The following is a 26,413-nucleotide window of genomic DNA, read 5'->3' on the forward strand; positions in this document are numbered from 1 at the left end:
ATCACTTCGTCGCGGCGCCATCTCTGCGCCGCCCGATCCCCGGCCCGCATTCGTGGCTGCCGTCACGGCATCGGCGGTTGCGCATGGCCGCCTCGATCTCTACAATTACGCGGTTCTGTGGGCAGGCTCTGCTCGCAGAGCCGCGCTCGCGCGTTCCGGCAACGGGGCGGCGAGGCGTTCACAGGTCCGAATATCCGGCGCGTGGCGGGCTTGCGCGATCCGGAATCGACTCCTTGCTTCTCGCGGTGCGCGTAACCGCGATCACCCCGCAGAAGCTGCCAAACCGAAAGGAGCTAACATGCGTCACTACGAAATCGTGTTCATGGTCCACCCGGACCAGAGCGAGCAGGTTCCGGCCATGGTCGAGCGCTACACCAGCCTCGTCACCGAAAACGGCGGCACCGTGCATCGTCTCGAAGATTGGGGTCGTCGCCACCTGGCCTACCCGATCAACAAGATCCACAAGGCGCACTACGTGCTGATGAACGTCGAGTGCAGCGGCGAGACCCTCGATGAGATCGAGAACATCTTCCGCTTCAACGACGCCATCATCCGCAGCATGATCGTGCGCAACAAGGAAGCCGTCACCGAAGCATCGCCGATGATGAAGCCGGCCGACGACAAGGGCAGCCGTCGTCGTGACGACAAGTCCTCCGAGCGTGGCGACCGTGAGCGTTCCGAGCGTTCCGAAACCGCTACCGAAGACAACTGATCACTGCTCGAGGAGAGACTCACATGGCACGTTTTTTCCGTCGTCGTAAGTTCTGCCGCTTCACCGCCGAAGGCGTGAAGTACATCGACTACAAAGACATCGATACGCTGAAAGCCTACGTCACCGAAACCGGCAAGATCGTTCCCAGCCGTATTACCGGTACCCAGGCGCGTTACCAGCGTCAGCTGTCTACCGCCATCAAGCGCGCGCGCTACCTGGCACTGCTGCCGTACTCCGACAGCCACCAGTAATCCGGCCCGGACAACCATAGCGAGGCGTCATGCTGGGACTGGCCCGTTGGATCATGCGCGGTACGCCGCAGGCGGTAGGGGTGGCAGCGCTGACGGCGCTGGTGCCCTGGCTGTTCTGGTTCAGCGCCGCGGTCGCCGGGCTGGTCACGCTGCGGCGCGGCCTCACCAGCGCCGCGCCGGTGCTGATCGCTGCCGCCATCCCCGCCGGCTGGTGGTGGATGGAGGGCGATTCGGTGCCGCTGGCGAGCATTCTGCTGGTGGCGCTGATGGCCACCGTGCTGCGGGCCCGGATGCGCTGGACCGATACGCTGCTCGCCGGCACTGCGGTATGTATGGTGCTGGTCCATCTGGGCATCTTCGTGCCCGCCGGCGGTGCCGGTCCGCTGCTCGACGAGCTGCGGCGCAGCTCGACCGAAGTCTCCAGCATGCTGGACCGGCTCTCGGCCCAGGGCGTGGATACCCAGCAGATGGCCGCGCTGGTCATCGGCGGGGTCACCGGTCTGGTGGTACTGATGGTGAGCATTGGCTGTCTGGCCCTGGCCCGCAGCTGGCAGGCGGGGCTTTATAACCCCGGCGGTTTCCGCACGGAGTTTCACGCCTTGAAACTCACGCGCGGTCAGCTAGCGCTGCTGCTCGGGGCCACTGCGCTGGGCATGCTGCTGGCGGTGCCTGCCGCCAGCCTGCTGGCCTGGGTGCCGCTGCTGGTGGCCGGCGTGGCGCTGGTTCATGGTTTGATCGGTGTGAAGGGAATGAGCGGGTTCTGGCTGGTCGGCTTCTATGCGCTGCTGCTGACTACCTGGCCCACGATTTTGATTGTACTGCTGTTGGCACTGGTGGATACCTTTGCGGATTTTCGCGGTCGCCTGACACGCAGTGATTGACGAGAGGTTCACGAGAATGGAAGTCATTCTGCTCGATAACATCGGCAAGCTTGGCGAACTGGGTGACAAGGTCACCGTCAAGCCCGGCTACGGCCGCAACTACCTGGTGCCTTACGGCCTCGCCGTGCCGGCCACCAAGGACAACGTCGCTGCGTTCGAATCCCAGCGTGCCGAGCTCGAAGCTCAGGCCGCTGCACGCAAGGCAGAAGCCGAAAGCCGTGCCGAACAGCTGTCCGAGATCGAACTGTCGCTGGTCGCCAAAGCGGGCGACGAAGGCAAGCTGTTCGGTTCCATCGGGCCGCGCGACCTGGCCGAAGCGCTGGTCCAGGCCGGTCTCGACGTCGCCAAGAGCGAAGTGCGCATGCCGGAAGGTCCGATTCGCCAGACCGGCGAATACGACATCGCGCTGCAGCTGCACGCCGAAGTCAGCACCAGCGTTCGCGTCGTGGTGGTTGCCGAGTAATCGGTCTCCCCGCGCAGCGACGCTCAAGGCACGTGGGGCCCAGGCCCCACGTGCCTTTTTTCATGGGCGCGTGTCTCCCATGAGCGCGTGTCGCGAGGGGCCGGCACGGCCACGAGGCAGCGCTGGGCGTGGCGAGCCGCTGCGCCGGCTGGGTAGAATGTGCGGCAAATCGTGTGGGGCAAATCGTGTGCGCCAAATAATGTGCGGCAAGCTCCGCCAGCGGATTGTCGAGGGTGATGGCCAGGCATGAACGAACGCGTCGATAACGATCAAGAGACGGCCAAGCTCAAGCTGCCGCCGCACTCGCTGGAGGCGGAACAGTCGGTGCTGGGCGGGCTGATGCTCGACAACTCCAGCTGGGACACGGTCTCCGAGCGACTGGTGGCGGACGACTTCTACCGTCAGGAGCACCGGCTCACCTACAACGCCATGGCCGAGCTGGCCGAGGCGACCCAGCCGCTCGACGTGGTCACCCTGTCGGAAGCGCTGGAGCGGCGCGATCAGCTCGAGAGCGTGGGCGGGTTGGCCTACCTGGCGGAGCTGGCGCGCAACACGCCCTCGGCGGGCAACATTCGTGCCTATGCCGATATCGTGCGCGAGCGGGCCACCCTGCGTAAGCTGATCCAGGCCTCGCGTCAGATCGCCGACAGCGCCTACTCCCCGGATGGGCGCGCCTCCGACGAGCTGGTCAACGAGGCCGAGCGGCTGGTGTTCCAGATCAGCGAGTCGCGGCCCAAGTTCGGCGGCCCCCAGGGCATGAGTCAGCTGTTGACCAAGGCGGTCGATCGCATCGACGAGCTGTTCAACATGAAGGGCCAGATGACCGGTATCTCGACCGGCTTCCGCGATCTCGACGAGATGACTTCGGGGCTGCAGCCGTCGGATCTGGTGATCATTGCCGGGCGCCCGTCGATGGGTAAGACCACCTTCGCCATGAACCTGGTCGAGCATGCGGTGGTCGCCGGCGACAAGCCGGTGATCGTGTTCTCGATGGAGATGCCGGCAGAGTCGCTGATGCTGCGTATGCTGTCGTCGCTGGGGCGGATCGACCAGACCCGAGTGAGGACCGGCCAGCTCGAGGACGAGGACTGGCCGCGGCTGACCTCGGCGGTCAACCTGCTCAAGGACAAGCAGCTGTTCATCGACGATACCCCGGCGCTGTCGCCCAACGAGCTGCGCTCGCGGGTACGGCGTATCGCCCGCGAGCACGGCAACATCGGGCTGGTGATGATCGACTACCTGCAGCTGATGCAGGTGCCGGGACTATCCGAGAACCGCACCGCGGAGATCTCCGAGATCTCGCGCTCGCTCAAGGGCGTGGCCAAGGAGTTCAACTGCCCGGTGGTGTCGCTGTCGCAGCTCAACCGCTCGCTCGAGCAGCGCCCCAACAAGCGCCCGGTGATGTCGGACCTGCGCGAGTCCGGCGCCATCGAGCAGGACGCCGACGTCATCGCCTTCGTCTACCGTGACGAGGTCTACAATAGCGATAACCCCGACAACAAGGGGCTGGCCGAGCTGATCATCGGCAAGCAGCGTAACGGCCCCATCGGCACCGTACACATGGCGTTCATCGGCAAGTACACCCGATTCGAGGACCTGGCCCCGGACAGCTATGGCCAGCATTACGAGTAACGCATCAACGGTTTGAGGAGTCACACCTATGGCAGGCGGTTTTCAGCGTGGGCGACGCCAGCGCGTCCCCAAGATCGAGGTTCGCGGGCAACTGGAAAAGCTCGAACGCGAGGGGCCGTTCAAGGAGTGGCTGGGCATGCCGGATCTCTATCGGCACTGGCTGACCGTGGACGGTGAACTCTACAGCTACCAGACCGAAGACGCGGAGTTGCCGGTGGTGGTGGGTGACCGTGTGGTATTCCGCTACAAGGAAGCCAAGGCGGGGCGCTGGATCGACCGCAACTCCCTGGGCAAGGCGATCGACCCCTCCGCGTACCAGTAAGTTCCGACCCGCCGCCCGGCAGAGTTCATGCCGGGCGCGCCGAACGGCGGCGAGGCCTGTTGGCGGGCCTGCTGTCATCTTTCTGTCATGTGCTGCTGCGACGCTGGCAGACATGAACTCCGCCCCCAATGTGCCCGCCGTTCCCGCGCTTCAGCGTCTGCTCGACGCGCGCGATCTGCGCATGCACTTCCAGCCCATCGTCAGCGTGCCGACTGCTCGCGTGCTGGGCTATGAAGCGCTGGCACGCGGCCCCCAGGGGTCGCCTTACGCCTCGCCGTTGCCGCTGTTCTGTGCCGCCCGCGAGGCCGGCCAACTGGCACCGCTGGAGCGGCTCTGTCGCGAGCGAGCTGTCGAGAGCTGGGTCGCCACCGGGCTCAGCGAGCTGCTGTTTCTCAATGTCACGCCCGAAGTGCTGATCGATCCTGCGCATATCGGCGGCCAGACCGTGGCGCTGCTGGCAGCGCACGGTCTGAGCCCGCAGCAGATCGTGATCGAGATCACCGAGCAGTCGCCGGGCATCGAGCCGCGGCTGATGGCGGAAGCGGCCCAGCACTACCAGGCGATGGGTTTCGCCATCGCCCTGGACGACCTCGGCGACGGCTATGCTGGACTGCGCCTGTGGTCGCAGCTCAATCCCGATTACGTCAAGCTCGACCGTCACTTCGTCAGCGGCCTGGACCACGACAGGGTCAAGCGCCGTTTCGTGCGTTCGATCATCGATATCGCCCACAGTCTGGGTAGCCGCGTGGTCGCTGAAGGGGTCGAGCGCGAGGGCGAGCTGCAGGCGCTGGTGGAGCTGGGGGCCGACTTCTATCAGGGCTGGCTGTTCGCGCGGCCCAGCCCAGCACCGCAGGATCAGCGCGCCGAGCTGGAGGCGCAACTGACCGCGCTGGCCGCGGCGCGGCGCCAAAGTGCCGCGGCGACCGAAATCCGTCGCCTCTGCGTGGCGCTGCCGACACTTGGCGCCGGAACGAGCATAGCCGAGGCGGCGGAGTGTTTCAGCCGCCTGCCGAATGCCAGTGCGCTGGCGGTGGTCGACCAGCGTCGTCAGCCGCTCGGTCTACTCGGGCGTCAGCAGTTGATGGCGCTGCTGGGCAAGCGCTACGGCTTCGATCTGCACGGCCGTCAGCCGGTCGAAACGGTGATGCAGCGGCGTGCACTCTGTGTGGAGGCGGGTGAGCCCCTGGAGCAGGTCTCGCGCAAGGTGACCGGCCGTGACGAGTCGATGCGCGATGAGGATTTCATCATCACCGACGCTGGCCGCTATCTGGGCATCGGGCATGTCATCAACCTGCTGCAGCTTTTCACCGAGCAGCAGGTGCAGTTGGCGCGGCAGGCCAATCCGTTGACGCAACTACCGGGGAACCGGCCGATCCGCGCCGCGCTCGAGCACTATCAGCGTCAGAACAAGCCCTTCGTCGCCTGCTATCTCGATCTCGATCACTTCAAGCCATTCAACGACCGCTTCGGCTATGCCCTGGGCGATCAGATGATCCTGACCCTGGCGCGGGTGTTGAGCGAAAGCGTAGAGCGTGAGGATTTTCTCGGCCATCTTGGCGGTGACGACTTCATCATGCTGCTCGATAGCGCCGCCGGCCTGCACCGGCGGCTGGCCAGGCTGCAGCACAATTTCGCCGCCGAGAGCCTCGAGCTGCTGCCGGAGACCGAGCGCCTCGCCGGCGGTTTCGAGGCCAAGGATCGCTTCGACCAGCTGCGCTTCTTCCCGCATACGCGGCTGTCGATCACCGCGCTGCAGGTGCCGGCTGATGCCCACGTCGACAGCTTCGGTGACCTCTGGAGCCGCTTCAAGAGCGCGGCCAAGCGGGCCCCCCACGGGCGCGTGGTGGTGCGCCTGCGCGGCGAGCAACGCTACCCGCAGCGTTGATCCTGGGGTGACGTTTTTGTGCTGCAAATGTCGCCGCTGACATATAGTCTTAACAAGAATCCGACCTAATGGTCAGGATGCGCGAGGCCAGCCAGGCCACGCCAGTCGGGTGTCCAGCAGGGATGGCTGGACACCGTATTCGCACATGCAACCCGAACAGGAGGGAACCATGGACCTCAAGGAGCTCACACGCTTTTCCCGCGATCACGACAACTTCGAGATTCGCGTCATCGCCCACGCCGGTAGCCGCTACTACCAAGTGATGGTGGAGCCGGAAGATGGCTCGACGCAGGTACTGACACGGCGCGGCAAGCCGATGCTGTTCCGCGCACTCGACGATGTCTACGGGGAACTCAAGCAGGCCGGTATCCACCGTGCCTATCTCGTCCAGCAGGTCGCCAACGACGAGATCGTCGGCCACGAGCCGCACTATCACGATCCGTTGCTGTCACGCATGCCGCTGGTCTTCTGAGCGCTTCTCTGAGCGCCTACTCGCGCCGCCTCCGGCGCTGAATCCGCGCCTCGATCCCAATCGATCCAACGCTTCACACACTCACCGCGGCAAGTCGACGAGGACTTGCCCGATAGCGGTGGCGTGCGCGCGTGTCAGCGGCGCCGATAACCCTCGGCATGCTCGCCGCGGCCATACGGCGGCTCGGTATCCAGGCGGTCGAGGAAGGCGTTCGCCTGCGTCAGGATCGCCTCGCGGCGCGACTGCGCCATCTTGTCCCAGCTGCCATAGATCAGCTTCATGCGCTGATTGCCCTTGAGCCGCTCGCGATGGCGCTCCAGAAAGTGCCAGTAGAGACTGTTGAACGGGCAGGCGTCGTCGCCGGTCACCTGCTTGACGTCGTAGCGGCAGTGGCGGCAGTGATCCGACATGCGGTCGATGTACTTTCCCGAGGCACAGTAGGGCTTGGAGCCGAGATAGCCGCCGTCGGCATAGAGGGTCATGCCGAGGGTGTTGGGCAGCTCGACCCACTCGAAGGCGTCGGCATAGACCGCCAGGTACCAGTCGCACAGGGCGGCGGGAGAGACGCCGCACAGCAGAGCGAAATTGCCGGTCACCATCAGCCGCTGGATATGGTGCGCATAGGCGTTGTCGCGGGTCATCTCGATCGCCCGCTGCAGGCAGCGCAGGTCGGTGTCGCCGCTCCAGTAGAAGGCCGGCAGGCCGCGACGAGCGTTGAGCCGGTTCTCCTGCTTGTAGCCGGGCATGCGCTGCCAGTAGATGCCGCGCACGTACTCGCGCCAGCCGAGGATTTGACGAATGAAGCCCTCGGCGGCGTTGATCGGCGCGCGCCCTTCCTGCCAGGCCGTCTCCACCGCCTCGCACACCTCCTGTGGCGAGAGCAGGCCGATGTTCATCGCCGCGGCGAGACGCGAGTGGTAGAGCAGCGGTTCGCGGTCGCTGATGGCGTCCTGGTAGGTGCCGAAGTCGGCCAGCGCGTGCGCGAGGAAATGGCGCAGATCACCCAGCGCCTGGCGCCGGGTCACCGCCCAGTTGAAGCCCTCGAGGGTACCGAAATGCTCACCGAAGTGCGTCGCTACCAGCTCGGCCACCGCCTGGGTGGTGGCGTCCATGCGGTGACGCGGTGGGGTGGGGAAGTCGAGACCCTGATCGATCGGCGCGCGGTTGTCATGATCGAAGTTCCACTGGCCGCCGGCTGGCTCGTCTGCCTGCATCAAGAGCCCGGTCTGCTTGCGCATGTGACGGTAGAAATCTTCCATGCGAAAGCGCTTGCGCCCTGCCATCCACTCGCCGAAGGCATCGATCGAACAGTAGAAGCGGTTGTCCGGGTAGAGCCGCCAGCGGGTGCCGCGGCGCTGGATGCGTTCGAACAGCCGCCACTCGCCGGGATGGGTGACGCGGATCTCGTCGCAGGCATAGGCCTCGGCCAGGCGCTCCGCCTCTTCGAGCAGGTCGTGGCGGTTGTCGTCGTCGTCGAGCGCGCTGTAGTGCACCTGATACCCTTTGTCGCGCAGGGTGTCGGCGAAGTGGCGCATCGCCGATAATAGCATCACGATTTTCTGCGGGTGGTGCGGCACGTACTCGCCCTCGGCGTGGACCTCGCACAGCGCGATGAGGGCATCGTCCGGCGCCTGGGTGAGAACGTCGAGCGTCTCGCTGAGCTGGTCGCCGAGTATCAGGATCAGAGGGCGCGACATGATCTTATCCATGACTTATACACATGGTATTCATCGTATAAGTTAATCGCGGTTAAGCAAGGCGGGAGTGGTAGACTGTCGCCAGGTGATGGTATCGGCAGACAAGGAGAGGATATGGCGGCCCGTTACGGAGTCATGCTGGTCAATCTGGGAACGCCAGCGGCGCCCACGGCCAAGGCGGTAAGAGAGTATCTGGCGGAGTTTCTGGGCGACCCGCGGGTGATCGACGCGCCGCGCTGGCTGTGGTGGCCGATTCTGCACGGGGTGATTCTGCGCATTCGCCCACCCAAGGTGGCCAAGGCCTACGCCTCGGTCTGGCAGGAAGAAGGCTCACCGCTGCTGGCGATCGGGCGGCGCCAGCAGCGCGCGCTGGCCTCGGCGCTGGCCGAGCGCACCGGCGAGGTGATCCCGGTGGAGCTGGCGATGACCTACGGTCAGCCGAGCATGGAGCAGGCCGGGCTGGCGCTGCGCGATGCCGGAGTCGACAAGATCCTGGTCTTGCCGCTCTATCCGCAGTTCTCGCGCACCACCACCGGTGCCGTTTTCCAGCGTCTGGCCAAGGCGCTGGCCCCTTGCCCGCACCTGCCGCAGCTGCGCTTCGTCAATCACTACCACGACCACCCGGACTATATCGCCGCACTCGCCGCCAGCGTGCGTGAGCACTGGGAGACCCAGGGCGATCGCGGGCGCCTGCTGATGTCCTACCACGGCATCCCCAAGCGCTACGTCGACAACGGCGACCCCTACGGGCGCCACTGCCAGCGCACCAGCGCACTGCTCGCCGAGGCGCTGGAGCTCGAGGAGGGCAGCTGGTTCCAGAGCTATCAGTCGCGCTTCGGCCGCGAAGAGTGGCTCAAACCCTACACCGACGAGACGCTCAAGCAGTGGGGGGCCGACAAGACCGAGTGTGTCGACGTGATCAGCCCGGCGTTCGCCGCCGACTGTCTCGAGACCCTGGAAGAGATCGACGCCGAGAACCGCGAGTACTTCCAGGAGGCCGGAGGCGGGCGCTATCGCTATATCCCCGCGCTCAACGATCGCCCCGAGCACATCCATCTGCTCAGCCAGCTGGTGGCGGAGAACACCGCGGGCTGGTGATCCCAAGCAAGCCGTGACCCAGCAAAAGGGGCGCCCAGCGGCGCCCCTTTTTTGTTCTCTTGTTGGCTCTCTCGCCGGGTGTCGCCTTGGGTTTCGGTCGCGTCAGGTTCTGGTCGCGTGTCTTCGTCTGTGCGACCCCGGCGGCTTTCGCACCCTGCGTGTCAGGGCAGCGGCGAGTTGCCCTGGGGCGCTTCTTCCACCGTATGCTTGGGCCGGTCGCTCTCCAGCTCCTGCGGATTGCCGCGGGTCCGCGGGTCCGGCTTGAGCTTGTGGTGCAGCGCGCTCTTGGCCAGCATGTGCGCCGATACCGGTGCGGTGATGAAGGCGAAGATGGTGATCAAAAGCTCCTGGATCACCGGGCCGTTCTCCTGACTGAAGAAGATCAGTGACCCGATCAGGGTACAGCCCACCCCCAGGGTGGTGGTCTTCGACGGCCCGTGCAGGCGCATGTAGAAGTCCTTGAGGTGGGTCAGCCCCAGCGAGCCGATGAAGGCGAAGATCCCGCCGGCGATCAGCATGAAGGCGATCGCTCCCTCGAGCAGCGTGTCCAGCATGATTGGCTCTCCTAGTCGATGGTGCCGGCCATTCGGTGGCGCTGGCTATTCGATGATGTCGCCGCGCAGCAGGTACTTGCACACGGCGATGGTGCTGACGAAGCCGAGCATGGCGATCAGCAGTGCCGCCTCGAAGTAGTCCTTGTTGTTGACCCAGATGCCGAACAGCACGATCAGCGCGATCGAGTTCATGTACATGGTGTCGACCGCCAGTACCCGATCCGGCAGGCTGGGGCCGATCACGGCGCGATAGAAGTTGAGCGCGATAGCGGCGCTGAACAGCGCCAGGGCGATCCACAGCGCGGTAGCGATCATGATTCGAAGATCTCCATGAGCGGGCGTTCGTAACGCTGGTGAATCTCGGCGATCAGGCCGTCGATGTCGGCCACGTCGAGGGCATGGATCAGCAGCGTGCGATTGTCCAGGCGCAGGTGGGCCGATACGGTACCCGGGGTCATCGTGATGGTGCTGGCGAGGATGGTGATGGGGAAATTCTCGGTCAGCGTCAGCGGATACTCGACGAATGCCGGGCGCATGCGCCCGCGCGGGTCGAGAATCAGCTTGGAGACCTCGAGGTTGGCCACCACGATGTCCTTGAGCACCCGGCCCACGTAGTGCAACAGCTTGAGCGGATGCTTGATGCGTGGCTGGCGCTCCCAGAACGGGCGGCACAGCAGCGGGATGACCACGGCCAGCACGCCGCCCAGCAGCCACTGGCCGAGGGCCACGCTCTGCTGCAGCAGCAGCCATACCAGCAGCAGCAGCAGCGACAACACCGGCATCGGCAGCCAGCGTACGGGAGGAATCATGAGCCACCTCCAGAAGTCGGGGCGAGGATCGCCTGGGTATAGGCGCTGGGGTCGAGCAGCTGTGCGGCGCTCGCCTGGGTGAATTCGGTGATCGGGCCGGCGAAGATCGCCAGCAGCGGCGAGGCGCCCAGCAGCAGGGCGAGCCCCGCTAGCATGCTCGGCTTGAGCCGCGACCCCTCGGGGTCGGCCTTGCCCGCCTTCCAGAACACGGTGGAGCCGCTGCGGCCCATCGCTACCAGCCCGGCGAGGCTCGACAGCAGCAGCAGCGACCACAGCCACGGCTGCTCGCTCGGCTGTGCCGCGTCGAGCAGCAGCGCCTTGCCGATCGCCCCGGACAGCGGCGGCAGGCCGACCACGGTGATCGCGCCGACGAAGTAGGCCAGCCCCAGCAGCGCCGGCTGGGTGACGCCGCGGCCGGGCACGATACGCGCGCCAGCCTTGCCGCGCTGGTCGGCGATGGCGTCGGCGAGCAGGAACAGACCGCCGCTGACCAGGGTGGTATGCAGCATGTAGTAGAGCAGCGCCGAGAGCGACGCCACGCGGTCCATGCTCACGCCGGCCAGCAGGGTGCCCACCGAGATCAGGATCAGATAGGCCACCTGGGTGCGCAGGTCGCGTGCCGAGAGCACGCCGATCCCGCCCAGGGCGATCGTTGCCAGGGCGAACCACCACAGCCACGGTTGCACGAAGTTGGCCAGATCGCCGGCGCTATCGCCGAAGATCAGGGTGTAGACGCGCAGAATGGCGTAGATCCCCACCTTGGTCATGATCGCGAACAGCGCCGCCACCGGCGCCGGCGCGCTGGCATAGGCCCGCGGCAGCCAGAAGTAGAGCGGCAGGATCGCCGACTTCAGCCCGAACACCACCAGCAGCAGGAAGGCCCCGGCCTTGAGCAGCCCCAGGCGCTCGGGGTCGAGCTGGGCGACCCGCTGGCCCATGTCTGCCATGTTGAGCGTGCCGGTGGTGCCGTAGAGTACGCCGAGCGCGATCAGAAACATCGCCGAACCGGCCAGGTTGAGCGCCACGTAGTGGAAGCCCGCCTGGGTGCGGTCCTTGCCGCCACCGTGCATCAGCAGCGAGTAGGAGGCGATCAGCAACACTTCGAAGAACACGAACAGGTTGAACATGTCGCCGGTGAGGAAGGCGCCGTTGATCCCCATCAGTTGCAGCTGGAACAGCCCGTGGAAGTTGCTGCCCTTCTTGTCGTCGCCGGCGCAGGCGTAGGCCAGGCTGCCGAGGGCGAGCACGCTGGTCAGGCACACCATCAGCGCCGAGAGGCGATCGAGCACCAGGATGATACCGAACGGCGGCTGCCAATCGCCCAGGGCGTAGTAGCTGATCTGGCCGTTGCTGCTCTCGACCACCAGGGCCACGCTGATCACCACCAGCAGGGCGGTACTCACCAGGCCTATGGTGCGCCTTGGCTGCATGGTGGCGTCGCGCTTGATCAGCATCGCGAGCCCGGTGAACAGCGGCAGCAGGATGGGGAGGATGATCAGATGCTGCATCACGACTTCTCCTCCCTGGCGTCATCGCCGCGCTGGTCGTTGACCTGATCGCTGCCCTGGTCGCCGCGCACGCGCATGGCCAGGATCACCGAGAACGCGGTCATGGCGAAGCCGATCACGATGGCGGTGAGCACCAGCGCCTGGGGCAGCGGGTCGGCATAGTGGGTCTTGCCATCCTGGATCACCGCGGCGCCGTCGGTGGTGAGGCCGCCGGTGGAGAACAGGAACAGGTTGACCGCGTAGGAGAGCAGCGTCAGCCCCACGACCACGGGGAAGGTGCGTCCACGCAGGGCCAGGTAGAGACCGCTGGCCGCCAGAAAGCCGGTTACGGTGGCGAAGAGCGCTTCCATCAGACGGTCTCCTTCTCGTTCTCTTTGCTGGGCCGGTGACGCGTGGTCAATTTGCCCAGGTTGGCCAGGATCATCAGCGTCGCGCCGACTACGGTGAGATAGACGCCGAGATCGAACAGCATGGCGGTGGCCAGCTCCACTTCGCCGATATAGGGAATCGCGAAGTGACCGAACGCCGAGGTCAGGAAGTTGTGGCCGAACAGCCAGCTGCCGAGGCCGGTGAGGGCGGCGATCACCACCCCGACCACCGCGATCGGCTGGTACTGGAAGGTCAGGCGCTGCTGCGCCCAGTCGACGCCGCGGGCGATGTACAGAAGGATCAGCGCCACCGCGGTGACCAGGCCGGCGATGAAGCCGCCACCGGGCTCGTTGTGGCCGCGCAGGAAAATGAACACCGACACCAGCAGCGCCAGCGGCAGCAGGCTCTGCGAGACCGTGGCCAGCAGCATCGGGTGCAGATCCTTCGACCACGGCCGGCCCTCGCTATCGCTCGACGGCATGAACAGACGCAGGCGGTTGAGCAGCTTGTAGATACCGATGGCGGCGATGCACAGCACGGTGATCTCGCCCAGAGTATCGAAGCCGCGGAAGTCGACCAGGATGACGTTGACCACGTTGTGGCCGCCGCCGCCGCTGACGCTATTGGCCAGGAAGTAGCCCGAGATACTGTCGAGCGAGCGTGTCAGCAGGGCGTAGTTGAGGCTGGCGACGATGCCGCCGAAGCTGGCTGCCAGCAGCACGTCGCGCACGATGCGTCCGCCGCTCGACTCCTTGGGCGTGCGCTGGGGCAGGAAGAACAGCGCCAGCATCAGCAGGATCACCGTGACCACCTCGACCGCCAGCTGGGTCAGCGCCAGGTCCGGTGCCGAGAAGCGCGCGAACGCCAGCGACACCATCAGCCCCACCACCGAAAGCATCATCAGCGAGACCAGGCGGCGGCGATGCAGCACGGCAGTGCCGAGGCCAGCGAGGATGGTGATCGCCGCGCCTACCACCAACAGGCCATCCAGCGGCTTGAGCGGCAGCTCGCCCTTCAACTGGGTGAGATCGAGCAGCCCGCTGCCGGTGAGGAACAGTACCACCACGATCAGCCACAGCATGTAGCGCTGCAGCGAGCCGTTCTCCAGGCGGTCGATGCCGCGCTGGGTGGCGCCGAGCAGCTGGCGCACGGCGTATTCGAACAGCATCAGCGCGTTGCGCTGGGGGAACTGGCGCTGGAAGCTGAACAGGGTGCGGCGCACGCTGTAGATGGCGACCCCGCCGGCCAGGGCGATGGCGCTCATCAACAGCGGCAGGTTGAAGCCGTGCCAGATCGCCAGATGCAGTTCCGGGCGCGGCGCGAGAATCGTCGCCTGGCCCGCGGCCTCGAGAATACCGGTCACCATCAGTGCCGGCAGCAGACCGATGAGCACGCACAGCGCCACCAGCAGCAGCATCGGCAGGCGCATCATGAAGGGCGCCTCGTGCGGCGTCTTGGGCAGATCCGTGGCCGCCGGGCCGAAGAAGACGTTACGCACGTAGCGCAGCGAGTAGGCCACCGAGAGCACGCTGCCGAGGGTCGCCAGCACCGGAATCAGCCACGCCAGACCGCCGAGGATACCGCTGCCGAGGGCCTCGGTAAGCATCATCTCCTTGGACAGGAAGCCGTTGAGCAGCGGCACGCCGGCCATCGATGCCGCCGCCAGCCCGGCCAGTGCCGCGGTCATCGGCATGCTGTGACGCAGCCCGCTCAGCTTGCGGATGTCACGGGTGCCGGTCTCGTGATCGATGATCCCCGAGGACATGAACAGCGACGCCTTGAAGGTGGCGTGGTTGATGATGTGGAACAGCCCCGCGATCACCGCCAGCTTGCTATCGAGCCCGAACAGCATGGTGATCATGCCCAGATGGCTGACGGTGGAGAACGCCAGCACGCCCTTGAGATCGTACTTGAGCAGGGCGAAGTAGGCGGCGTAGATCATCGTCACCAGGCCGGTCAGGGTGACGATGTAGAGCCACAGCTGGGAGCCGGCCAGAGCCGGATGCAGACGCGCAAGCAGAAACACGCCGGCCTTGACCATGGTCGCCGAGTGCAGGAAGGCGGAGACCGGCGTGGGCGCCGACATCGCGTGCGGCAGCCAGAAGTGGAACGGGAACTGAGCCGACTTGGTGAAGGCGCCGAGCAGGATCAGCAGCAGCGCTGGCAGGTAGCGCGGGTCGGCCTGGATCAGCTGGCGGCTGTCGAGCACCGTCTGCATATCGAAGGTGCCGACGATATGGCCGATCAGCAGGAAACCGGCAAGCATCGCCAACCCGCCCATGCCGGTCACCGTCAGCGCCATGCGCGCGCCGCGGCGCGCCTCGCTCTGCTTGTACCAGTAGCCGATCAACAGGAACGAGGAGAGGCTGGTCAGCTCCCAGAACACCCACAGCAGCAGCAGGTTGTCGGCCATCACGATGCCCAGCATCGAGGTCATGAACAGCATCAGGTAGGCGTAGAAGCGCGGCATGCTGTCCTCGGGCGCCAGGTAGTAGCGCGAGTAGAGGATGATCAGCAGGCCGATGCCGAGGATCAGCATCACGAACAGCAGTGACAGCCCGTCGAGCCGGAAGGCCAGGTCGAGCCCCAGCTGTGGCACCCAACTGAGGCTGAAGCGGGGGATCTCCCCGGCGAGCACGCTGGGCGCGTGGTAGAGCGCGATGGCCAGCGCCACGGCGGGCAGAATCGCGGTCGACCCCGCATTGAGATTGCGCTGTCGATTGGAGCTCAACAGCGGTATGAGGCTGCCCAATAGGGGCAGCAGCACGATCAGCGGCAATGACATGAAGTTGTCGCTCTTCTCAAGGACCCGAACGGACAGCCGACGAGACCAGGTGGCTCGGGCTGACTCTCTGCGTACGTCGAGGGGCCGGTGTGACGGCGCCCGGCGGTCCTAGTGTAGGCGATCTCGCCCACTCCCAGGGACTCGTCCACGCCTCGGCGCTGGCGCTTCGCACCTCGAGATACACGTTGGTCGGATGAACTGGGCCGCCGCAGCGGCACGCTTTCCGCCGATGGCCGGCGGCGACTGGCGCACGCGATCCGCCACGAGGTGACGGGCCGCAAGCGGTCTCAGATCAGGCGGGGCGGATCGGTCAGATAGGGACGGCGTGCACCACGGGGTGCCAGCATCCACGCCGGGGTGCGGCCCTCCAGGGCAAGTATGCCTGCGTGGGACGACGGAGTCTGGGCACCGATACGGCAGGTCGCGCATGTCAGCGACAGCTGGCTAGGCATGTGGCCCGGCATGGTGTCTCTCCTCTCTATGAGCGCTTTTCTGCTCGCACTTCTATGGGCGTGTCGCGAAAAGCGCTGTTCGTGCAGGGGCGCCCGGCGTCGCCGGGGCTGCGGCGTTCTCTCGTGGAACGCGGGTCAAGCTCGTTGTGTGTCGTGCCAGGGAAGTGTTCTGCTCGAATACGCGGCGCGAGTCAAAACATTTCCCGAGTACGACACACGCGCACGGTCTGGGCTCGGTCATGAACGTCCCGGGGCCGCGCAATTCTGCGCATTGGGCTCCGAAACGCTTGAAAGTATTGGATATTCGCTTGATTTAGCCGGAACTCGTTAACGACTGTATCACGCCGCCCGAGGGGGAGCCATAGGCGGCTTGCGGCAGTTTCGTTGTACATATTGCCTGCCTGGTGATAGTTTTTGTACAAATATTGAGGGCTGGCGCTATCTACCAGAAGGGGAGCGCCAGTAGCGGAAATCGAGCACCGAGGCAGCGGCAGGCGGGCGCCTCGATGGCCGCGCGGACGGCCCGCGAGTCTGGAGGCTGCGGCATGGAATCTTCCTGCGATCTGATCTGGTTTCGGCGCGATCTGCGCCTGAGCGACAACGATCTGCTGGCGGTCGAGCCGCACGCGGAAGCAATGCTGTGTGTCTTCGTGCTCGAACCCTGCTGGCTGGACGGCACGGCGTCTGCGCAGACCGTGCCTCAGTGGTCACTCCTGTGGCAGAGCCTGATCGATCTGCGCGGCACGTTGCTGACTCGAGGCAGCGACCTGCTGGTGTGTGTCGGCGAGCCCGCGCAGCTATTGCCGCGGCTGGCACAGCGGATCGGCGCCCAGCGGGTGATCACCCACGCCATGGAGGGTGCCAATGAGTGTGCCACCACCCGGCGGGTGCAGGCGGCGCTGGCGCCGGATCAGCTCTGCGTGCTGCCAGATTCGCCGCTGTTTCCCGCCCATCATGACGACACCGAGATACGTGAGCTCTCCTTCGGCGAGTTCGTCGACCGCTCGCGGGGCAGGAGCGCCCTGGCGCCGAGGAGCCCAGGGCAGCCGTTCACGCTGCCGCCCTGGCCGCAGGATGGCCCACGCGGGTTGCCGCCCCTAGGCAGCCTGCTCGGCGACGTCGAGCCGCTGGCGGCGACGATGTCGGGGGGCGAGCCGGCGGCCCAGGCACGCCTGCGCCAGCTGCGTGACGCGCCGGGCGAATGGGATTCCGAGGATGTGCGCGAGCTGCTGCGCTGGCGCGCGCTGGGCTGCGTCTCGGCGCGTCAGCTTTACGCGCTGTGCGAGCGGATGGAGGTCACGGCCGGGGCCGAGCATCCTCAGCGCGATCTGCGCCACGAGCTTTTGTGGCATGAGTATCTGCGCCGCCAGCAGGTCTATGGCGCCGACGTCAGCCGTTTCCAGCCCGCGTGCATCGACCCTTCCGGTGGCAGCGAGCCCGGTCTCTTGCGCGCCGAAGGCGCGCCCCATGTGCAGTCGGCCGGGTCCGTGACCGTGCTGCGCCAAGAGACACTGCGCGAGGAAACACCGCGCCACCGGGAGCCGACGCCCGCGGCGGCGCCGCGGCATGGTTCAGGGTCGTGGTTCGATCGCTACTAGTTATTGGGGGATCCTGTCTGCACTCGCCGCCCCCGGCGCGCGACGCCGGGGGGCACGCGGGGAACGCGCGGGATGCGCTACACTGGGCTGACGCCAACGCCTGCCAGGCGGGGCGCGAGGATTCCCAGCATAAAGGAAGTGCATCGTGACGCGTTCTGCTCCCCTCAAAGGGTCCCTGACCCTCTCTCTTTGCCTCTCTTTGGCCCTGGTCGGCTGTCAGAGCGTGGCCGCCACCCCGGCGTCGAGCCAGGCGCCCGACACTGCCGCCCAGGTGTCCGAGCCGACGTCAGAGGCCAACGACAAGGCCGGCGTCGCGGCGAGTGCCAGCACCACGCCCCGCGCCGACACCGGTGCCGAGCAGGTCACGCCGCAGGCGCGTGCCGGCTTCGATACCTGGGTCACCGACTTCCGCCGTCAGGCCGCCAGCGAGGGCATCGATCAGGCGACCCTTGCCGAGGCCTTCGACCACGCCACCTATCAGCCGCGGGTGATCGAGCTCGACCGCTCCCAGCCCGAGTTCACCCGCCAGGTGTGGAGCTATCTGGATAGCGCGGTCTCGGATCAGCGTGTCGCCAACGGGCGCGCGCAGTTGGCGGCCCATCAGGCGCTGGCCGAGCGCATCGAGCAGCGCTACGGCGTACCCGGCAGCATCGTGGTCGCGATCTGGGGCGTGGAGAGCAACTACGGCAGCAATTTCGGCAGCTTCGAAACCATCGACGCGCTCTCGACGCTGGGCTACGAAGGGCGCCGTCAGGCGTTCGCCCGGGGCGAGCTGATGGCCGCGCTCAAGATCCTGCAGAACGGCGATATCGATCGCGACCACATGCGCGGCTCCTGGGCCGGCGCCATGGGCCATACCCAGTTCATCCCCTCGAGCTTCCTCGCCTACGCCGTGGATGGCGACGGTGACGGTCGGCGCGATATCTGGGGCAGCATTCCCGACGTCATGGCCTCCACCGCCAACTATCTGGCCAAGTCCGGCTGGCAGCGCGGCCAGCCCTGGGGTGCGGAGGTGACCCTGCCGGCCGGATTCGACTACGCCCAGACCGAACTCTCGGTGCGCCACTCGAGCCAGGCATGGGCGGCCCAGGGGGTGGCGCGCGTCGGTGGCGGGGCGCTACCCGATTTCGCCGAGGCCTCGGTCATCGCCCCGGCCGGGGCAGAGGGGCCGGCGTTTCTGGTCGGGCCCAATTTCCGCGTGATCATGCGCTACAACGCCTCCACCAGCTATGCCCTGGCGGTCGCCACGCTTGCCGATCGCATCGCCGGCCGTCCCGGCATCCAGGGGCAGTGGCCGCGTTCGGAGCCGGCGCTGTCACGGACCCAGGTGCGCGAGATGCAGCAGGCGCTCAACGCGCGTGGCTTCGACGTCGGCACGCCGGACGGGCGGGTCGGCCCCAATACCCGGGCCGGGCTGCGTGCCTACCAGCGCTCGATCGGTGTCACCCCGGACGGCTATCCCACCCAGGCGCTGATCCAGCGCCTCGAGACGCCCTGACGGCGGCCGTTCCGTCGGCGACGGCACCTGCCACCTCGACCCGCGTGGTCGGCGTGGCGGGTGCTGAATGGATCGCGATTCGGCGTCTTTTCCACTGTTTGCCACCCGCCACCCCGTGTCACACTCGGCGCTTTCATCGGTTTTGAGAGCGCCGTGGCGCGATGCCATCATGCATCGCTCGTCGCGGGGCCGTGAGGCGAGTCATGGGAGTGCAGCGATTCACCGGTGCCAACACCCGGGAGACCATGCGTCAGATACGCCAGGCTCTGGGTGAGGACGTTCTGATCCTATCCAACCGCGTCGTCGACGGTGGCGTCGAGATCGTCGCCATGTCCGAGCAGGCCCATGCCCAGGCGCTGGCCAGGCCCGCGGGCGAAGGCGAGAGCGACGGCACGCCGGCGAGCGAGAGCGCCGCGGCCGAGTCGCCGGCAGCCTGGGAAGCCTTCAACCGGCGCATGCTCGAGGACATGCGGGCGTTGCTGCGCGAGAGCGCGGCGCCTGCGCCTGCCCCGGGCCAGGCGGTACGCGATGCCATCCTGCGTCAGCTGAGCCAGGCCGGTTTCAGCCACGTGCTGTGCGAAACCTTGCTCGAGACGCTGCCGGCGTCGCTGCTCGACGAGTCCGCCGAGGAGGCCGAGACGCCTGCCTGGCAGGCGTGGCTCGAACGCCAGCTCGCGGCGCGACTCGAGGTGCTGGACAGCGAAGAAGCGCTGTTCGAGGCCGGCGGGCTGTTCGCCCTGGTCGGCCCCACCGGTGCCGGCAAGACCACCACCACGGCCAAGCTGGCGGCGCGCTACGTGATGCGTCACGGCCCGCGGGAGGCCGCGCTGGTGACCACCGACAGCTACCGTATCGGCGCCGCCGAGCAGCTGCGTATCTATGCGCGCCTGCTCGGTGTGGAAGTGCATGCGCTCGACGAACAGGGCGACCTGGGGGCACTGCTGGGGCGTCTGGCCCAGCCCCGCCGCGGGCTGATGGGACGCTCCGGCGGCAAGCGCATGATGGTGATCGACACCGTCGGCATGAGCCAGCGCGACCAGCGCCTGATGGGCGAGATCGCCCGCCTCGGCGCCGCACCGGTCAGCGTGCGCCGGCTGCTGGTGCTCGATGCCGCGCGTCACGGCGATACCCTGGAACAGGTGGTCGAGGCGTGGCAGCGCGCCTCGCAGGAGGCTGGCGAGCCGCTGTGGGGCTGCATTCTGACCAAGCTCGACGAGGCCGCGCGTCTGGGGCCGGTGCTGGACGTGCTGATGCGCCACGGGCTCAAGCTCTGCTATCTCTCGCGCGGGCAGCGGGTGCCGGAAGATCTGGAGCCGGTGGATCGCGAAGCGCTGTTGCGTGAAGCGCTCGACCATGGCGGCGAGTCGCCGTTCTCGCGTGCCGCGGGCAGTGCTCCGGCGGCGCCGGCCCAGGCGCGTCAGCAGGCGCTCTCCCAGGGCGTGCTGCGCCAGGGCGAGGCCTTGGAGACCATGCTCGCCACGCTGCGTCGGCAGGTCCAGGGGATGCCCTGGCTGGAGCACGCCTGGCCGCGCAACCACGGCACCGACAGCGCCTTTGCGGCGCGCTTGATGAGCGCGAGCCGTCAGGCCGGGCTACGCGGGGAGGGCGCCCCGCGCGCGCTGTGGTGGTCCAAGCCAGCCCCGGTGCGCGGTCAGGGGCAGGCCATGCCGCTGGTGGCGCTGGATGCCCACGGCATGCCGCAGCCGTTGGTATGGCCGCGCCACGAGCTGCCGGCGGGGGACGAAGCGCGCTTTGCCTGGGCCGACTCGCTGGGTGCCGAGTGGCACCTGCTGAACCAGTTGCCGGATGTCGAGCTGCTTGCCGGGCTCGATGTGCAGCGACGCAGCTGGCTCGCCGCCACCAGCGCCAGCCGCCGGGTGCGCCACAGCGGCGAATGGCTGCGCCTGGACGAGGCGCTGGCGCTGGGTGAAGCGCAGCCGGGGATCACCCTGTTTCATCGCGGGCGTCAGGCGCGCCTCGATCTCAAGCGTCTCGAGACCACCCTGGCCAAGCGCCGTGGCGATGGCGAGGGGCTGCCGGTGATCGCCTGGGAAGGCACCTGGCACGACGAAGCGGATGGCCGCCAGCTGGGACGGCGTTTCTGGATCGGCAGCGCCCGCACCGGCTTCGACAGCGGTTCGCGGCTGGCCGCGGCGCTGGCGCTGGAAGGCTTGCCCAGCCTGACCCAGCAGGCCGAACGGCTGCTCAAGACGCGCCGCCCGGAGCTCGAGGAGCGCGCCCACCGCTGGCAGCTCGCGGCCGCGCTGGCGGCGCTGGCCCTGCATCTGGCCCAGGCGGAAGCCGGCTGGGCCACGGACGTGCGCGCGCGCCTGTCGGACATTGCTCAGCGCCGCTGCGGGCGGCGGCCCAAGGCGCTGCTCGAAGGCCTGATGGATGCGCTGAGCGCCCACCAAACCCTGCGCCGCGCCAAGGGCGCAGGCGGGGCGACGACGGCCGCCGAGCGGTGAGCGATCAGGCCGCCGGGCTGCGCGCCTGGCAGCGCCAGCGTGATCGCTGGCCGCTGTTGGTGCTGGGTGAGCCGCGACGCGGCGCGCTGGAGAGTCTGCTGAGCTCGCTCAACGAGTGCAGCGGGCGGCGCTGGGCGCCAGTGACTCTGGCCGAGGCGCCGCGCGCGGCACCTGGGCATGCGCTGCTGTGGGTGGAGAGCCGGCCGGTGGACGCGACCCTCGACTACCGCTGGCTCAAGCGCATGGCGGTGGATGTCGGCCCGCTGCCGACGCTGTTGCATCTGGAGTCGGCAGCGATCAGCCAGGCGCGGCTGGACAACCTGAGCGTCGCCGCGCGGCGCTTTCTGGGGGTCGAACTCAGCCAGGACCCGGCAAGCTGGCTGATGCCCTGAACTCTCGTCGCCGCGCCGGAGGTGGCCGTGCCAGTCACTGTAGGCAGGCGGCGGGTCATCGTCCGCTCAGGCGGGTCACTCCCACTCAGCCGGGGCGCCGCCGGTATCAGAACAGCCGCGCCAGCAGCGCGGTCACCGCGGTCTCCACGCGCAGAATGCGCTCACCCAGATGGACCCCCTCGCACCCGGCTTCCTCGAAGCGGGCCACCTCGTAATCGACGAAGCCGCCCTCGGGGCCGATCGCCAGCAGCGTCGGCTCATCGATCCCGCGGGGGCAGGCCCGCGGCATGCCGGGATGGGCGATCAGCCCGCGTCGGCCGGTCAATAGCGCCGGTAGTCGATCCTCGACGAACGGTTTGAAGCGGGTCTCCAGGGTCACTTCGGGCAGGCGGGTATCGCGTGCTTGCTCCAGCCCCAGCACCAGATGCTGATGGATCTTCTCCGGGCGCAGCTCCGGCGATTGCCAGTAGCTCTTCTCGACCCGGCGCGTGTGCAGCAGTGTCAGCTGCTTCACGCCCAGCGCCGCGATATGTTCGAGGCTGCGCGCCAGCATGCGCGGGCGTGGCAGCGCCAGCAGCAGATGCACCGGCAGCGGCGCTGGCGGTTCGCGGTCGAGCGCGGGCACGTGGAACAGTGCCTCGCTGGCGCTCAGCGTTTGCAGCTCGCCGCGGCCGATGGCGCCGTCGAGTGCGCCCACGGTGAGGCTGTCGCCGGGGGCGGCGCGATGCACCTCGCGCAGATGGGTCAGACGACGCGGATCGCAGACGCGCGCGTGGGTGGCGTCGATCCAGTCGGCGGGTTCGAGCAGAATCAGGTTCATGCAGGCAGCGGGGCACTCGGCATTGAGAAAAGGGGCGCCCATTGTGCCTCAGGCGCGGGCACCGCGGCCAACCGCGCACCCGCCGCGAGACGGCCGGCAGCCGGCACGATGCGTTCGGGGGCTTTCTGGCCCGGGCCTTTCTGACATAATGCCTCTTCCATATTCGGTGACAGCGCAACGAAAGGCGAGTGATGAAGGTTCTGATCCTAGGAGGCGGCGGGCGCGAGCACGCCCTGGCGTGGAAGGCGGCGCAGTCGCCGCAGGTCGACACGGTGTTCGTGGCTCCCGGCAACGCCGGTACCGCCCGTGAGGCTGGGCTGACCAACGTGGCGATCGACGCCATGGACTTCGACGCGCTGATCGCCTTCGCCCGCGACAACGATGTCGAACTCACCATCGTCGGCCCCGAGGCGCCGCTGGTGGCCGGCGTGGTCGACCGCTTCCAGCAGGCGGGCCTTTCGATCTTCGGCCCCTCGGCCGGCGCGGCCCAGCTCGAGGGGTCCAAGGCCTTCACCAAGGATTTTCTGGCGCGCCATGCGATCCCCTCGGCGGCCTACCAGACCTTCAGCGAAGTCGCCCCGGCGCTCGACTATCTCGACCGCCATGGCGCACCGATCGTGATCAAGGCCGATGGCCTCGCCGCCGGCAAGGGCGTGGTCGTGGCGATGACCCGTGACGAGGCGGCCGCGGCGATCCGCGACATGCTCGAGGACAATGCCTTCGGCGATGCCGGCGCGCGGGTGGTGATCGAAGAGTTCCTCGACGGCGAGGAGGCGAGCTTCATCGTCATGGTCGACGGCGAGCACGTCTGGCCGATGGCCACCAGCCAGGATCACAAGCGCGCCTACGATGGCGATGCCGGCCCCAACACCGGCGGCATGGGCGCCTACTCGCCGGCGCCGGTGGTCACCGAGGCGGTCTACCAGCGCATCATGGACGAGGTGATCACCCCGACCGTCGCCGGCATGGCCGCGGAAGGGCACCCCTACACCGGATTCCTGTATGCCGGGCTGATGATCGATGCCACCGGCGCGCCCAAGGTGATCGAGTACAACTGCCGCTTCGGTGACCCCGAGACTCAGCCGATCCTGATGCGCCTGAACGGCGATCTGGTGGGACTGTGTCAGGCTGCCCTGGCGCAGCGTCTGGATCGCGCCGAAGGGAGCTGGGACCCGCGCGCAGCGGTCGGCGTGGTGATGGCGGCCGGCGGCTATCCCGGCAGCTACGCCAAGGGTGATGCGATCGACGGCCTCGAAGCCGCCGAGCAGCGCGGCTGCAAGGTGTTCCATGCCGGCACGACGCAGCGCGACGATGGTCGCGTCGTCACCAGCGGCGGGCGCGTGCTATGTGTGACCGCGCTGGGCGACAGCGTGGCCGCCGCCGCCGAGCAGGCCTACGCGGGTGTCGCCGAGATCACCTGGGCGGGGGCCGAGTATCGCCGCGACATCGCTCATAGAGCGATCGCGCGTGAGCGCGAGGACGTCGCGTCACGCAGCTAATCAACCCAGTGTGCAGGCACGACCTGCACCGGGATCGGGGAACCAGCGCCATGCCGCAGCTACAGCCATATCGCGACGCCATCGCGGCGACCTGCCGCCCCGCGGCGGCCCGGGTCGTGTCGAGGGCCATCGTGCTCGGCAGGGGGGCGCGGCATGTCGCGTGAGTTTCCGATCATCGCCGTCACCGGCTCCTCCGGCGCCGGCACCACCACGGTCAAGCGCACCTTCGAGCGCATGTTCGCGCGGGAGGACGTCCACGCCGCCTTCATCGACGGCGATGCCTTCCACCGCTACTCGCGGGCGGAGCTGGCCGAGATCCTGCAGACCGAGCCGGAACGCAAGGCGGAGCTGTCGCACTTCTCGGTCAATGCCAACCTGCTGGACCGGCTGGATGCGTTGTTCCAGGAGTACGGCGACAGCGGCAAGGGCACCTACCGCCACTACATCCATGCCGAAGACAAGCGCATGATCGAGGCCGGCTGGCAGGTCGGCACCTTCACCGACTGGCAGCCGATCCCCAGCGGCACCGATCTGATGCTCTACGAAGGGCTGCACGGCGGGCTGGTGACCCATGAGGTTGACATCGCGCGGCACGTCGACATGCTGATCGGGGTGGCACCGACCATCAATCTGGAGTGGTTGCAGAAGATCGACCGCGACACCAAGCTGCGCGGCTATTCGCAGGAAGCGGTGATCGAGACCATTCTCGGGCGCATGCACGACTATGTGCGCTATATCCAGCCCCAGCTCTCGCGCACCCACATCAACTTCCAGCGCGTGCCGACGGTTGATACCTCCAACCCGTTCGAGCTGCAGGACGTGCCCAACGACGGCGAGTCGTTCGTGGTGATCCGCTTCCGCGATCCGGAAGCGGTGGATTTTCCCTATCTGGTGACCATGATCCATGACGCCTTCATGAGCCGCCCCAACACCCTGGTGGTGCCGGGGGCGCGGCTGTCGCTGGCGATGGATCTGATCCTGGCGCCCAAGGTGCGCCAGCTGCTGGCGCAGCGCCGTTTTCGTTGATGTGCCTAGGCGTCAGCCGCTGGCGCCGGATCCTTTCATGTTCGAGCAGGAGACCCCATGGAGCCCACGCTGTTCAGCAAGATCATCGACCGCGAGATTCCGGCCGATATCGTCTACGAGGACGAGCACGTACTCGCCTTCCGTGACATCAATCCCCAGGCACCCACCCATGTGCTGATCATCCCCAAGAAGCCGATCGCTACCTTGAACGATATCGATGAGGCGGATCTGGCCCTGATCGGGCGGCTGCAGTACACCGCGGCCAAGCTGGCCAAGCAGTTCGGCTTCGCCGAAGACGGCTACCGCGTGGTGATGAACTGCAACGAAGATGGCGGGCAGTCGGTCTATCATATCCACATGCACCTGCTGGGTGGGCGCAAGCTGACCTGGCCGCCGGGCTGACAGGTCCGGGACATTGCTGCACACGGGCATCCGTTCGCGGATGATCCACACACGGGTAAGGAGACTCACATGGCGCGCCAGCTGTCGCGTAGCGACAATCTGATCCATCAGTTCGACAGCGTGCTGCGCACGCTGGTGCCGGGGGCGGCACAGCCGCGCCGGCCCTCGCCGGCGCACGCCCAGCCCGAGGGCGCGCTCGATGACGAGCAGCGCCGCCATGTGGCCGGGCTGATGCGCATCAATCACACCGGTGAGGTGTGCGCCCAGGCGCTCTATCAAGGCCAGGGGCTGACCGCCAAGCTGGGTGATACCCGTGAGCGGATGGAAGAGGCAGCGGCGGAGGAGATCGACCATCTGGCCTGGTGCGATCAGCGCCTGCAGGAGCTGGATGGCCGTACCAGCTATCTCAACCCCGCCTTCTACGCCGCCTCCTTCGGCCTCGGCGCCCTGGCCGGGGCGGTCGGCGATCGCGTCAGCCTGGGCTTCGTCGCCGCCACCGAGGAGCAGGTCGGGCGCCATCTGGAGGCGCATCTGCGCAAGCTGCCGATCGACGACAAGCGCTCGCGGGCGGTACTCGAACAGATGCGTATCGATGAGGCGCAGCACGAGCGCATGGCGCTGGAGTCCGGCGGCAGCCGCTTCCCGCTGCCGGTGAAGTGGGGCATGCGGCTGGTGTCGAAGGTGATGACCAAAAGCGTCTATCGCCTTTGAGCATTGAGCAGGGCGTCGTCGAGGGCGGTGGGTAGCCGCCGAGCAGGCAAACGAAAACCGCGACCGGAGTCGCGGTTTTTGCGTCTTGTGCTGTTGGCTAGAGGGGCTC

At 67.1% G+C, this 26,413-nt stretch carries 26 protein-coding genes; 17 read left to right on the forward strand and 9 right to left on the reverse strand.

What is annotated here, in order from left to right:
- The first annotated feature begins 298 nt into the window (after positions 1–298).
- The 8 genes from rpsF (at position 299) to J0A90_RS14540 (ending at position 6,618) form a co-directional block, all read left to right on the forward strand.
- Positions 299–712 (forward strand): 30S ribosomal protein S6, encoded by a 414-nt coding sequence (rpsF, locus tag J0A90_RS14505; RefSeq protein WP_035472388.1) that lies wholly within the window; start codon positions 299–301, stop codon positions 710–712.
- Between the two features lie 23 nt (positions 713–735).
- Positions 736–963, forward strand: a complete 228-nt coding sequence (gene rpsR, locus J0A90_RS14510; protein WP_035472385.1) for a 30S ribosomal protein S18 — start codon at positions 736–738, stop codon at positions 961–963.
- A 29-nt stretch (positions 964–992) separates the two neighbouring features.
- Entirely contained in the window at positions 993–1,844 is an 852-nt protein-coding gene (locus tag J0A90_RS14515) for a hypothetical protein (protein WP_207031585.1), read from the forward strand.
- A 16-nt stretch (positions 1,845–1,860) separates the two neighbouring features.
- Positions 1,861–2,307, forward strand: a complete 447-nt coding sequence (gene rplI, locus J0A90_RS14520) for a 50S ribosomal protein L9 (RefSeq protein WP_035472378.1) — start codon at positions 1,861–1,863, stop codon at positions 2,305–2,307.
- 246 nt (positions 2,308–2,553) lie between these two features.
- Positions 2,554–3,939 (forward strand): replicative DNA helicase, encoded by a 1,386-nt coding sequence (dnaB, locus tag J0A90_RS14525; RefSeq protein ID WP_035472375.1) that lies wholly within the window; start codon positions 2,554–2,556, stop codon positions 3,937–3,939.
- Positions 3,940–3,967: 28 nt separating this feature from the next.
- Positions 3,968–4,261, forward strand: a complete 294-nt coding sequence (locus J0A90_RS14530; RefSeq protein ID WP_035472372.1) for a hypothetical protein — start codon at positions 3,968–3,970, stop codon at positions 4,259–4,261.
- 112 nt (positions 4,262–4,373) lie between these two features.
- Positions 4,374–6,146 carry a bifunctional diguanylate cyclase/phosphodiesterase gene (locus tag J0A90_RS14535; RefSeq protein WP_207031583.1) on the forward strand — a complete coding sequence of 591 codons (1,773 nt, stop codon included), beginning with the start codon at positions 4,374–4,376 and terminating at the stop codon, positions 6,144–6,146.
- Positions 6,147–6,315: 169 nt separating this feature from the next.
- Positions 6,316–6,618: a DUF6482 family protein gene (locus J0A90_RS14540; protein WP_035472366.1), complete on the forward strand. Its 303-nt coding sequence runs from the start codon at positions 6,316–6,318 to the stop codon at positions 6,616–6,618.
- Positions 6,619–6,752: 134 nt separating this feature from the next.
- Here J0A90_RS14540 and J0A90_RS14545 read toward each other — a convergent pair whose 3' ends face one another.
- The gene (locus J0A90_RS14545) at positions 6,753–8,315 is read right to left on the reverse strand and encodes a cryptochrome/photolyase family protein (RefSeq protein ID WP_207031581.1); all 1,563 of its coding nucleotides are present in this window, start codon (positions 8,313–8,315) and stop codon (positions 6,753–6,755) included.
- Between the two features lie 114 nt (positions 8,316–8,429).
- Here J0A90_RS14545 and hemH point away from each other — a divergent pair, with 114 nt between their 5' ends.
- Positions 8,430–9,413 (forward strand): ferrochelatase, encoded by a 984-nt coding sequence (hemH, locus tag J0A90_RS14550; protein ID WP_207031579.1) that lies wholly within the window; start codon positions 8,430–8,432, stop codon positions 9,411–9,413.
- 161 nt (positions 9,414–9,574) lie between these two features.
- Here the strand turns inward: hemH and J0A90_RS14555 are convergent, their stop codons facing one another.
- The 7 genes from J0A90_RS14555 to J0A90_RS14585 form a co-directional block, all read right to left on the reverse strand.
- Positions 9,575–9,967, reverse strand: coding sequence for a Na+/H+ antiporter subunit G (locus J0A90_RS14555; RefSeq protein ID WP_207031577.1), 393 nt, complete (start codon positions 9,965–9,967; stop codon positions 9,575–9,577).
- 45 nt (positions 9,968–10,012) lie between these two features.
- A complete protein-coding gene (locus J0A90_RS14560; RefSeq protein ID WP_035472357.1) occupies positions 10,013–10,282 on the reverse strand; it encodes a K+/H+ antiporter subunit F in 270 nt (89 codons plus the stop codon).
- Positions 10,279–10,776 carry a Na+/H+ antiporter subunit E gene (locus J0A90_RS14565; RefSeq protein WP_207031575.1) on the reverse strand — a complete coding sequence of 166 codons (498 nt, stop codon included), beginning with the start codon at positions 10,774–10,776 and terminating at the stop codon, positions 10,279–10,281. The genes J0A90_RS14560 and J0A90_RS14565 overlap by 4 nt, the downstream gene beginning before the upstream one ends.
- A complete protein-coding gene (locus tag J0A90_RS14570; protein ID WP_207031573.1) occupies positions 10,773–12,287 on the reverse strand; it encodes a monovalent cation/H+ antiporter subunit D in 1,515 nt (504 codons plus the stop codon). Before J0A90_RS14570 ends, J0A90_RS14565 begins: the two co-directional genes overlap by 4 nt.
- Positions 12,284–12,634, reverse strand: coding sequence for a Na+/H+ antiporter subunit C (locus tag J0A90_RS14575; protein ID WP_035472348.1), 351 nt, complete (start codon positions 12,632–12,634; stop codon positions 12,284–12,286). Before J0A90_RS14575 ends, J0A90_RS14570 begins: the two co-directional genes overlap by 4 nt.
- Positions 12,634–15,438 (reverse strand): monovalent cation/H+ antiporter subunit A, encoded by a 2,805-nt coding sequence (locus J0A90_RS14580; RefSeq protein WP_233076814.1) that lies wholly within the window; start codon positions 15,436–15,438, stop codon positions 12,634–12,636. Before J0A90_RS14580 ends, J0A90_RS14575 begins: the two co-directional genes overlap by 1 nt.
- 287 nt (positions 15,439–15,725) lie before the next feature.
- Positions 15,726–15,902 carry a hypothetical protein gene (locus J0A90_RS14585; RefSeq protein WP_164673545.1) on the reverse strand — a complete coding sequence of 59 codons (177 nt, stop codon included), beginning with the start codon at positions 15,900–15,902 and terminating at the stop codon, positions 15,726–15,728.
- A 533-nt stretch (positions 15,903–16,435) separates the two neighbouring features.
- On the opposite strand from J0A90_RS14585, the gene J0A90_RS14590 reads away from it, so the two are divergent.
- The 4 genes from J0A90_RS14590 (at position 16,436) to J0A90_RS14605 (ending at position 21,846) form a co-directional block, all read left to right on the forward strand.
- Complete coding sequence (locus tag J0A90_RS14590; protein WP_207031571.1) at positions 16,436–17,488, forward strand: deoxyribodipyrimidine photo-lyase; 1,053 nt, start codon at positions 16,436–16,438, stop codon at positions 17,486–17,488.
- A gap of 145 nt (positions 17,489–17,633) precedes the next feature.
- A complete protein-coding gene (locus tag J0A90_RS14595) occupies positions 17,634–18,986 on the forward strand; it encodes a lytic murein transglycosylase (protein ID WP_233076815.1) in 1,353 nt (450 codons plus the stop codon).
- Between the two features lie 203 nt (positions 18,987–19,189).
- Positions 19,190–21,454, forward strand: coding sequence for a flagellar biosynthesis protein FlhF (gene flhF, locus J0A90_RS14600; protein ID WP_207031570.1), 2,265 nt, complete (start codon positions 19,190–19,192; stop codon positions 21,452–21,454).
- A complete protein-coding gene (locus tag J0A90_RS14605; protein WP_207031567.1) occupies positions 21,451–21,846 on the forward strand; it encodes a hypothetical protein in 396 nt (131 codons plus the stop codon). Before flhF ends, J0A90_RS14605 begins: the two co-directional genes overlap by 4 nt.
- Before the next feature lie 106 nt (positions 21,847–21,952).
- On the opposite strand, the gene J0A90_RS14610 is transcribed toward J0A90_RS14605, so the two are convergent.
- Complete coding sequence (locus J0A90_RS14610; RefSeq protein ID WP_207031796.1) at positions 21,953–22,666, reverse strand: 16S rRNA (uracil(1498)-N(3))-methyltransferase; 714 nt, start codon at positions 22,664–22,666, stop codon at positions 21,953–21,955.
- A 191-nt stretch (positions 22,667–22,857) separates the two neighbouring features.
- On the opposite strand from J0A90_RS14610, the gene purD reads away from it, so the two are divergent.
- The 4 genes from purD (at position 22,858) to coq7 (ending at position 26,304) form a co-directional block, all read left to right on the forward strand.
- On the forward strand, positions 22,858–24,165 hold the full coding sequence (gene purD / locus J0A90_RS14615; protein WP_207031565.1) for a phosphoribosylamine--glycine ligase: 1,308 nt from the start codon (positions 22,858–22,860) through the stop codon (positions 24,163–24,165).
- Between the two features lie 153 nt (positions 24,166–24,318).
- Positions 24,319–25,191, forward strand: a complete 873-nt coding sequence (locus J0A90_RS14620) for a phosphoribulokinase (protein ID WP_207031563.1) — start codon at positions 24,319–24,321, stop codon at positions 25,189–25,191.
- 57 nt (positions 25,192–25,248) lie between these two features.
- Positions 25,249–25,593 carry a histidine triad nucleotide-binding protein gene (locus J0A90_RS14625; RefSeq protein ID WP_207031561.1) on the forward strand — a complete coding sequence of 115 codons (345 nt, stop codon included), beginning with the start codon at positions 25,249–25,251 and terminating at the stop codon, positions 25,591–25,593.
- A 69-nt stretch (positions 25,594–25,662) separates the two neighbouring features.
- Positions 25,663–26,304 (forward strand): 2-polyprenyl-3-methyl-6-methoxy-1,4-benzoquinone monooxygenase, encoded by a 642-nt coding sequence (gene coq7, locus J0A90_RS14630; RefSeq protein ID WP_035472329.1) that lies wholly within the window; start codon positions 25,663–25,665, stop codon positions 26,302–26,304.
- Positions 26,305–26,413: the final 109 nt, after the last annotated feature.

Source organism: Salinicola sp. DM10 (assembly GCF_017306975.2).
In the GTDB taxonomy this organism is placed as follows: domain Bacteria; phylum Pseudomonadota; class Gammaproteobacteria; order Pseudomonadales; family Halomonadaceae; genus Salinicola.

Coding starts and splice junctions, on each gene's coding strand:
- rpsF (WP_035472388.1), top strand. CDS start 299: ATGCGTCACTACGAAATCGTGTTCATGGTCCACCCGGACCAGAGCGAG.
- rpsR (WP_035472385.1), top strand. CDS start 736: ATGGCACGTTTTTTCCGTCGTCGTAAGTTCTGCCGCTTCACCGCCGAA.
- J0A90_RS14515 (WP_207031585.1), top strand. CDS start 993: ATGCTGGGACTGGCCCGTTGGATCATGCGCGGTACGCCGCAGGCGGTA.
- rplI (WP_035472378.1), top strand. CDS start 1,861: ATGGAAGTCATTCTGCTCGATAACATCGGCAAGCTTGGCGAACTGGGT.
- dnaB (WP_035472375.1), top strand. CDS start 2,554: ATGAACGAACGCGTCGATAACGATCAAGAGACGGCCAAGCTCAAGCTG.
- J0A90_RS14530 (WP_035472372.1), top strand. CDS start 3,968: ATGGCAGGCGGTTTTCAGCGTGGGCGACGCCAGCGCGTCCCCAAGATC.
- J0A90_RS14535 (WP_207031583.1), top strand. CDS start 4,374: ATGAACTCCGCCCCCAATGTGCCCGCCGTTCCCGCGCTTCAGCGTCTG.
- J0A90_RS14540 (WP_035472366.1), top strand. CDS start 6,316: ATGGACCTCAAGGAGCTCACACGCTTTTCCCGCGATCACGACAACTTC.
- J0A90_RS14545 (WP_207031581.1), bottom strand. CDS start 8,315: ATGTCGCGCCCTCTGATCCTGATACTCGGCGACCAGCTCAGCGAGACG.
- hemH (WP_207031579.1), top strand. CDS start 8,430: ATGGCGGCCCGTTACGGAGTCATGCTGGTCAATCTGGGAACGCCAGCG.
- J0A90_RS14555 (WP_207031577.1), bottom strand. CDS start 9,967: ATGCTGGACACGCTGCTCGAGGGAGCGATCGCCTTCATGCTGATCGCC.
- J0A90_RS14560 (WP_035472357.1), bottom strand. CDS start 10,282: ATGATCGCTACCGCGCTGTGGATCGCCCTGGCGCTGTTCAGCGCCGCT.
- J0A90_RS14565 (WP_207031575.1), bottom strand. CDS start 10,776: ATGATTCCTCCCGTACGCTGGCTGCCGATGCCGGTGTTGTCGCTGCTG.
- J0A90_RS14575 (WP_035472348.1), bottom strand. CDS start 12,634: ATGGAAGCGCTCTTCGCCACCGTAACCGGCTTTCTGGCGGCCAGCGGT.
- J0A90_RS14580 (WP_233076814.1), bottom strand. CDS start 15,438: ATGTCATTGCCGCTGATCGTGCTGCTGCCCCTATTGGGCAGCCTCATA.
- J0A90_RS14585 (WP_164673545.1), bottom strand. CDS start 15,902: ATGCCGGGCCACATGCCTAGCCAGCTGTCGCTGACATGCGCGACCTGC.
- J0A90_RS14590 (WP_207031571.1), top strand. CDS start 16,436: ATGGAATCTTCCTGCGATCTGATCTGGTTTCGGCGCGATCTGCGCCTG.
- flhF (WP_207031570.1), top strand. CDS start 19,190: ATGGGAGTGCAGCGATTCACCGGTGCCAACACCCGGGAGACCATGCGT.
- J0A90_RS14610 (WP_207031796.1), bottom strand. CDS start 22,666: ATGAACCTGATTCTGCTCGAACCCGCCGACTGGATCGACGCCACCCAC.
- purD (WP_207031565.1), top strand. CDS start 22,858: ATGAAGGTTCTGATCCTAGGAGGCGGCGGGCGCGAGCACGCCCTGGCG.
- J0A90_RS14620 (WP_207031563.1), top strand. CDS start 24,319: ATGTCGCGTGAGTTTCCGATCATCGCCGTCACCGGCTCCTCCGGCGCC.
- J0A90_RS14625 (WP_207031561.1), top strand. CDS start 25,249: ATGGAGCCCACGCTGTTCAGCAAGATCATCGACCGCGAGATTCCGGCC.
- coq7 (WP_035472329.1), top strand. CDS start 25,663: ATGGCGCGCCAGCTGTCGCGTAGCGACAATCTGATCCATCAGTTCGAC.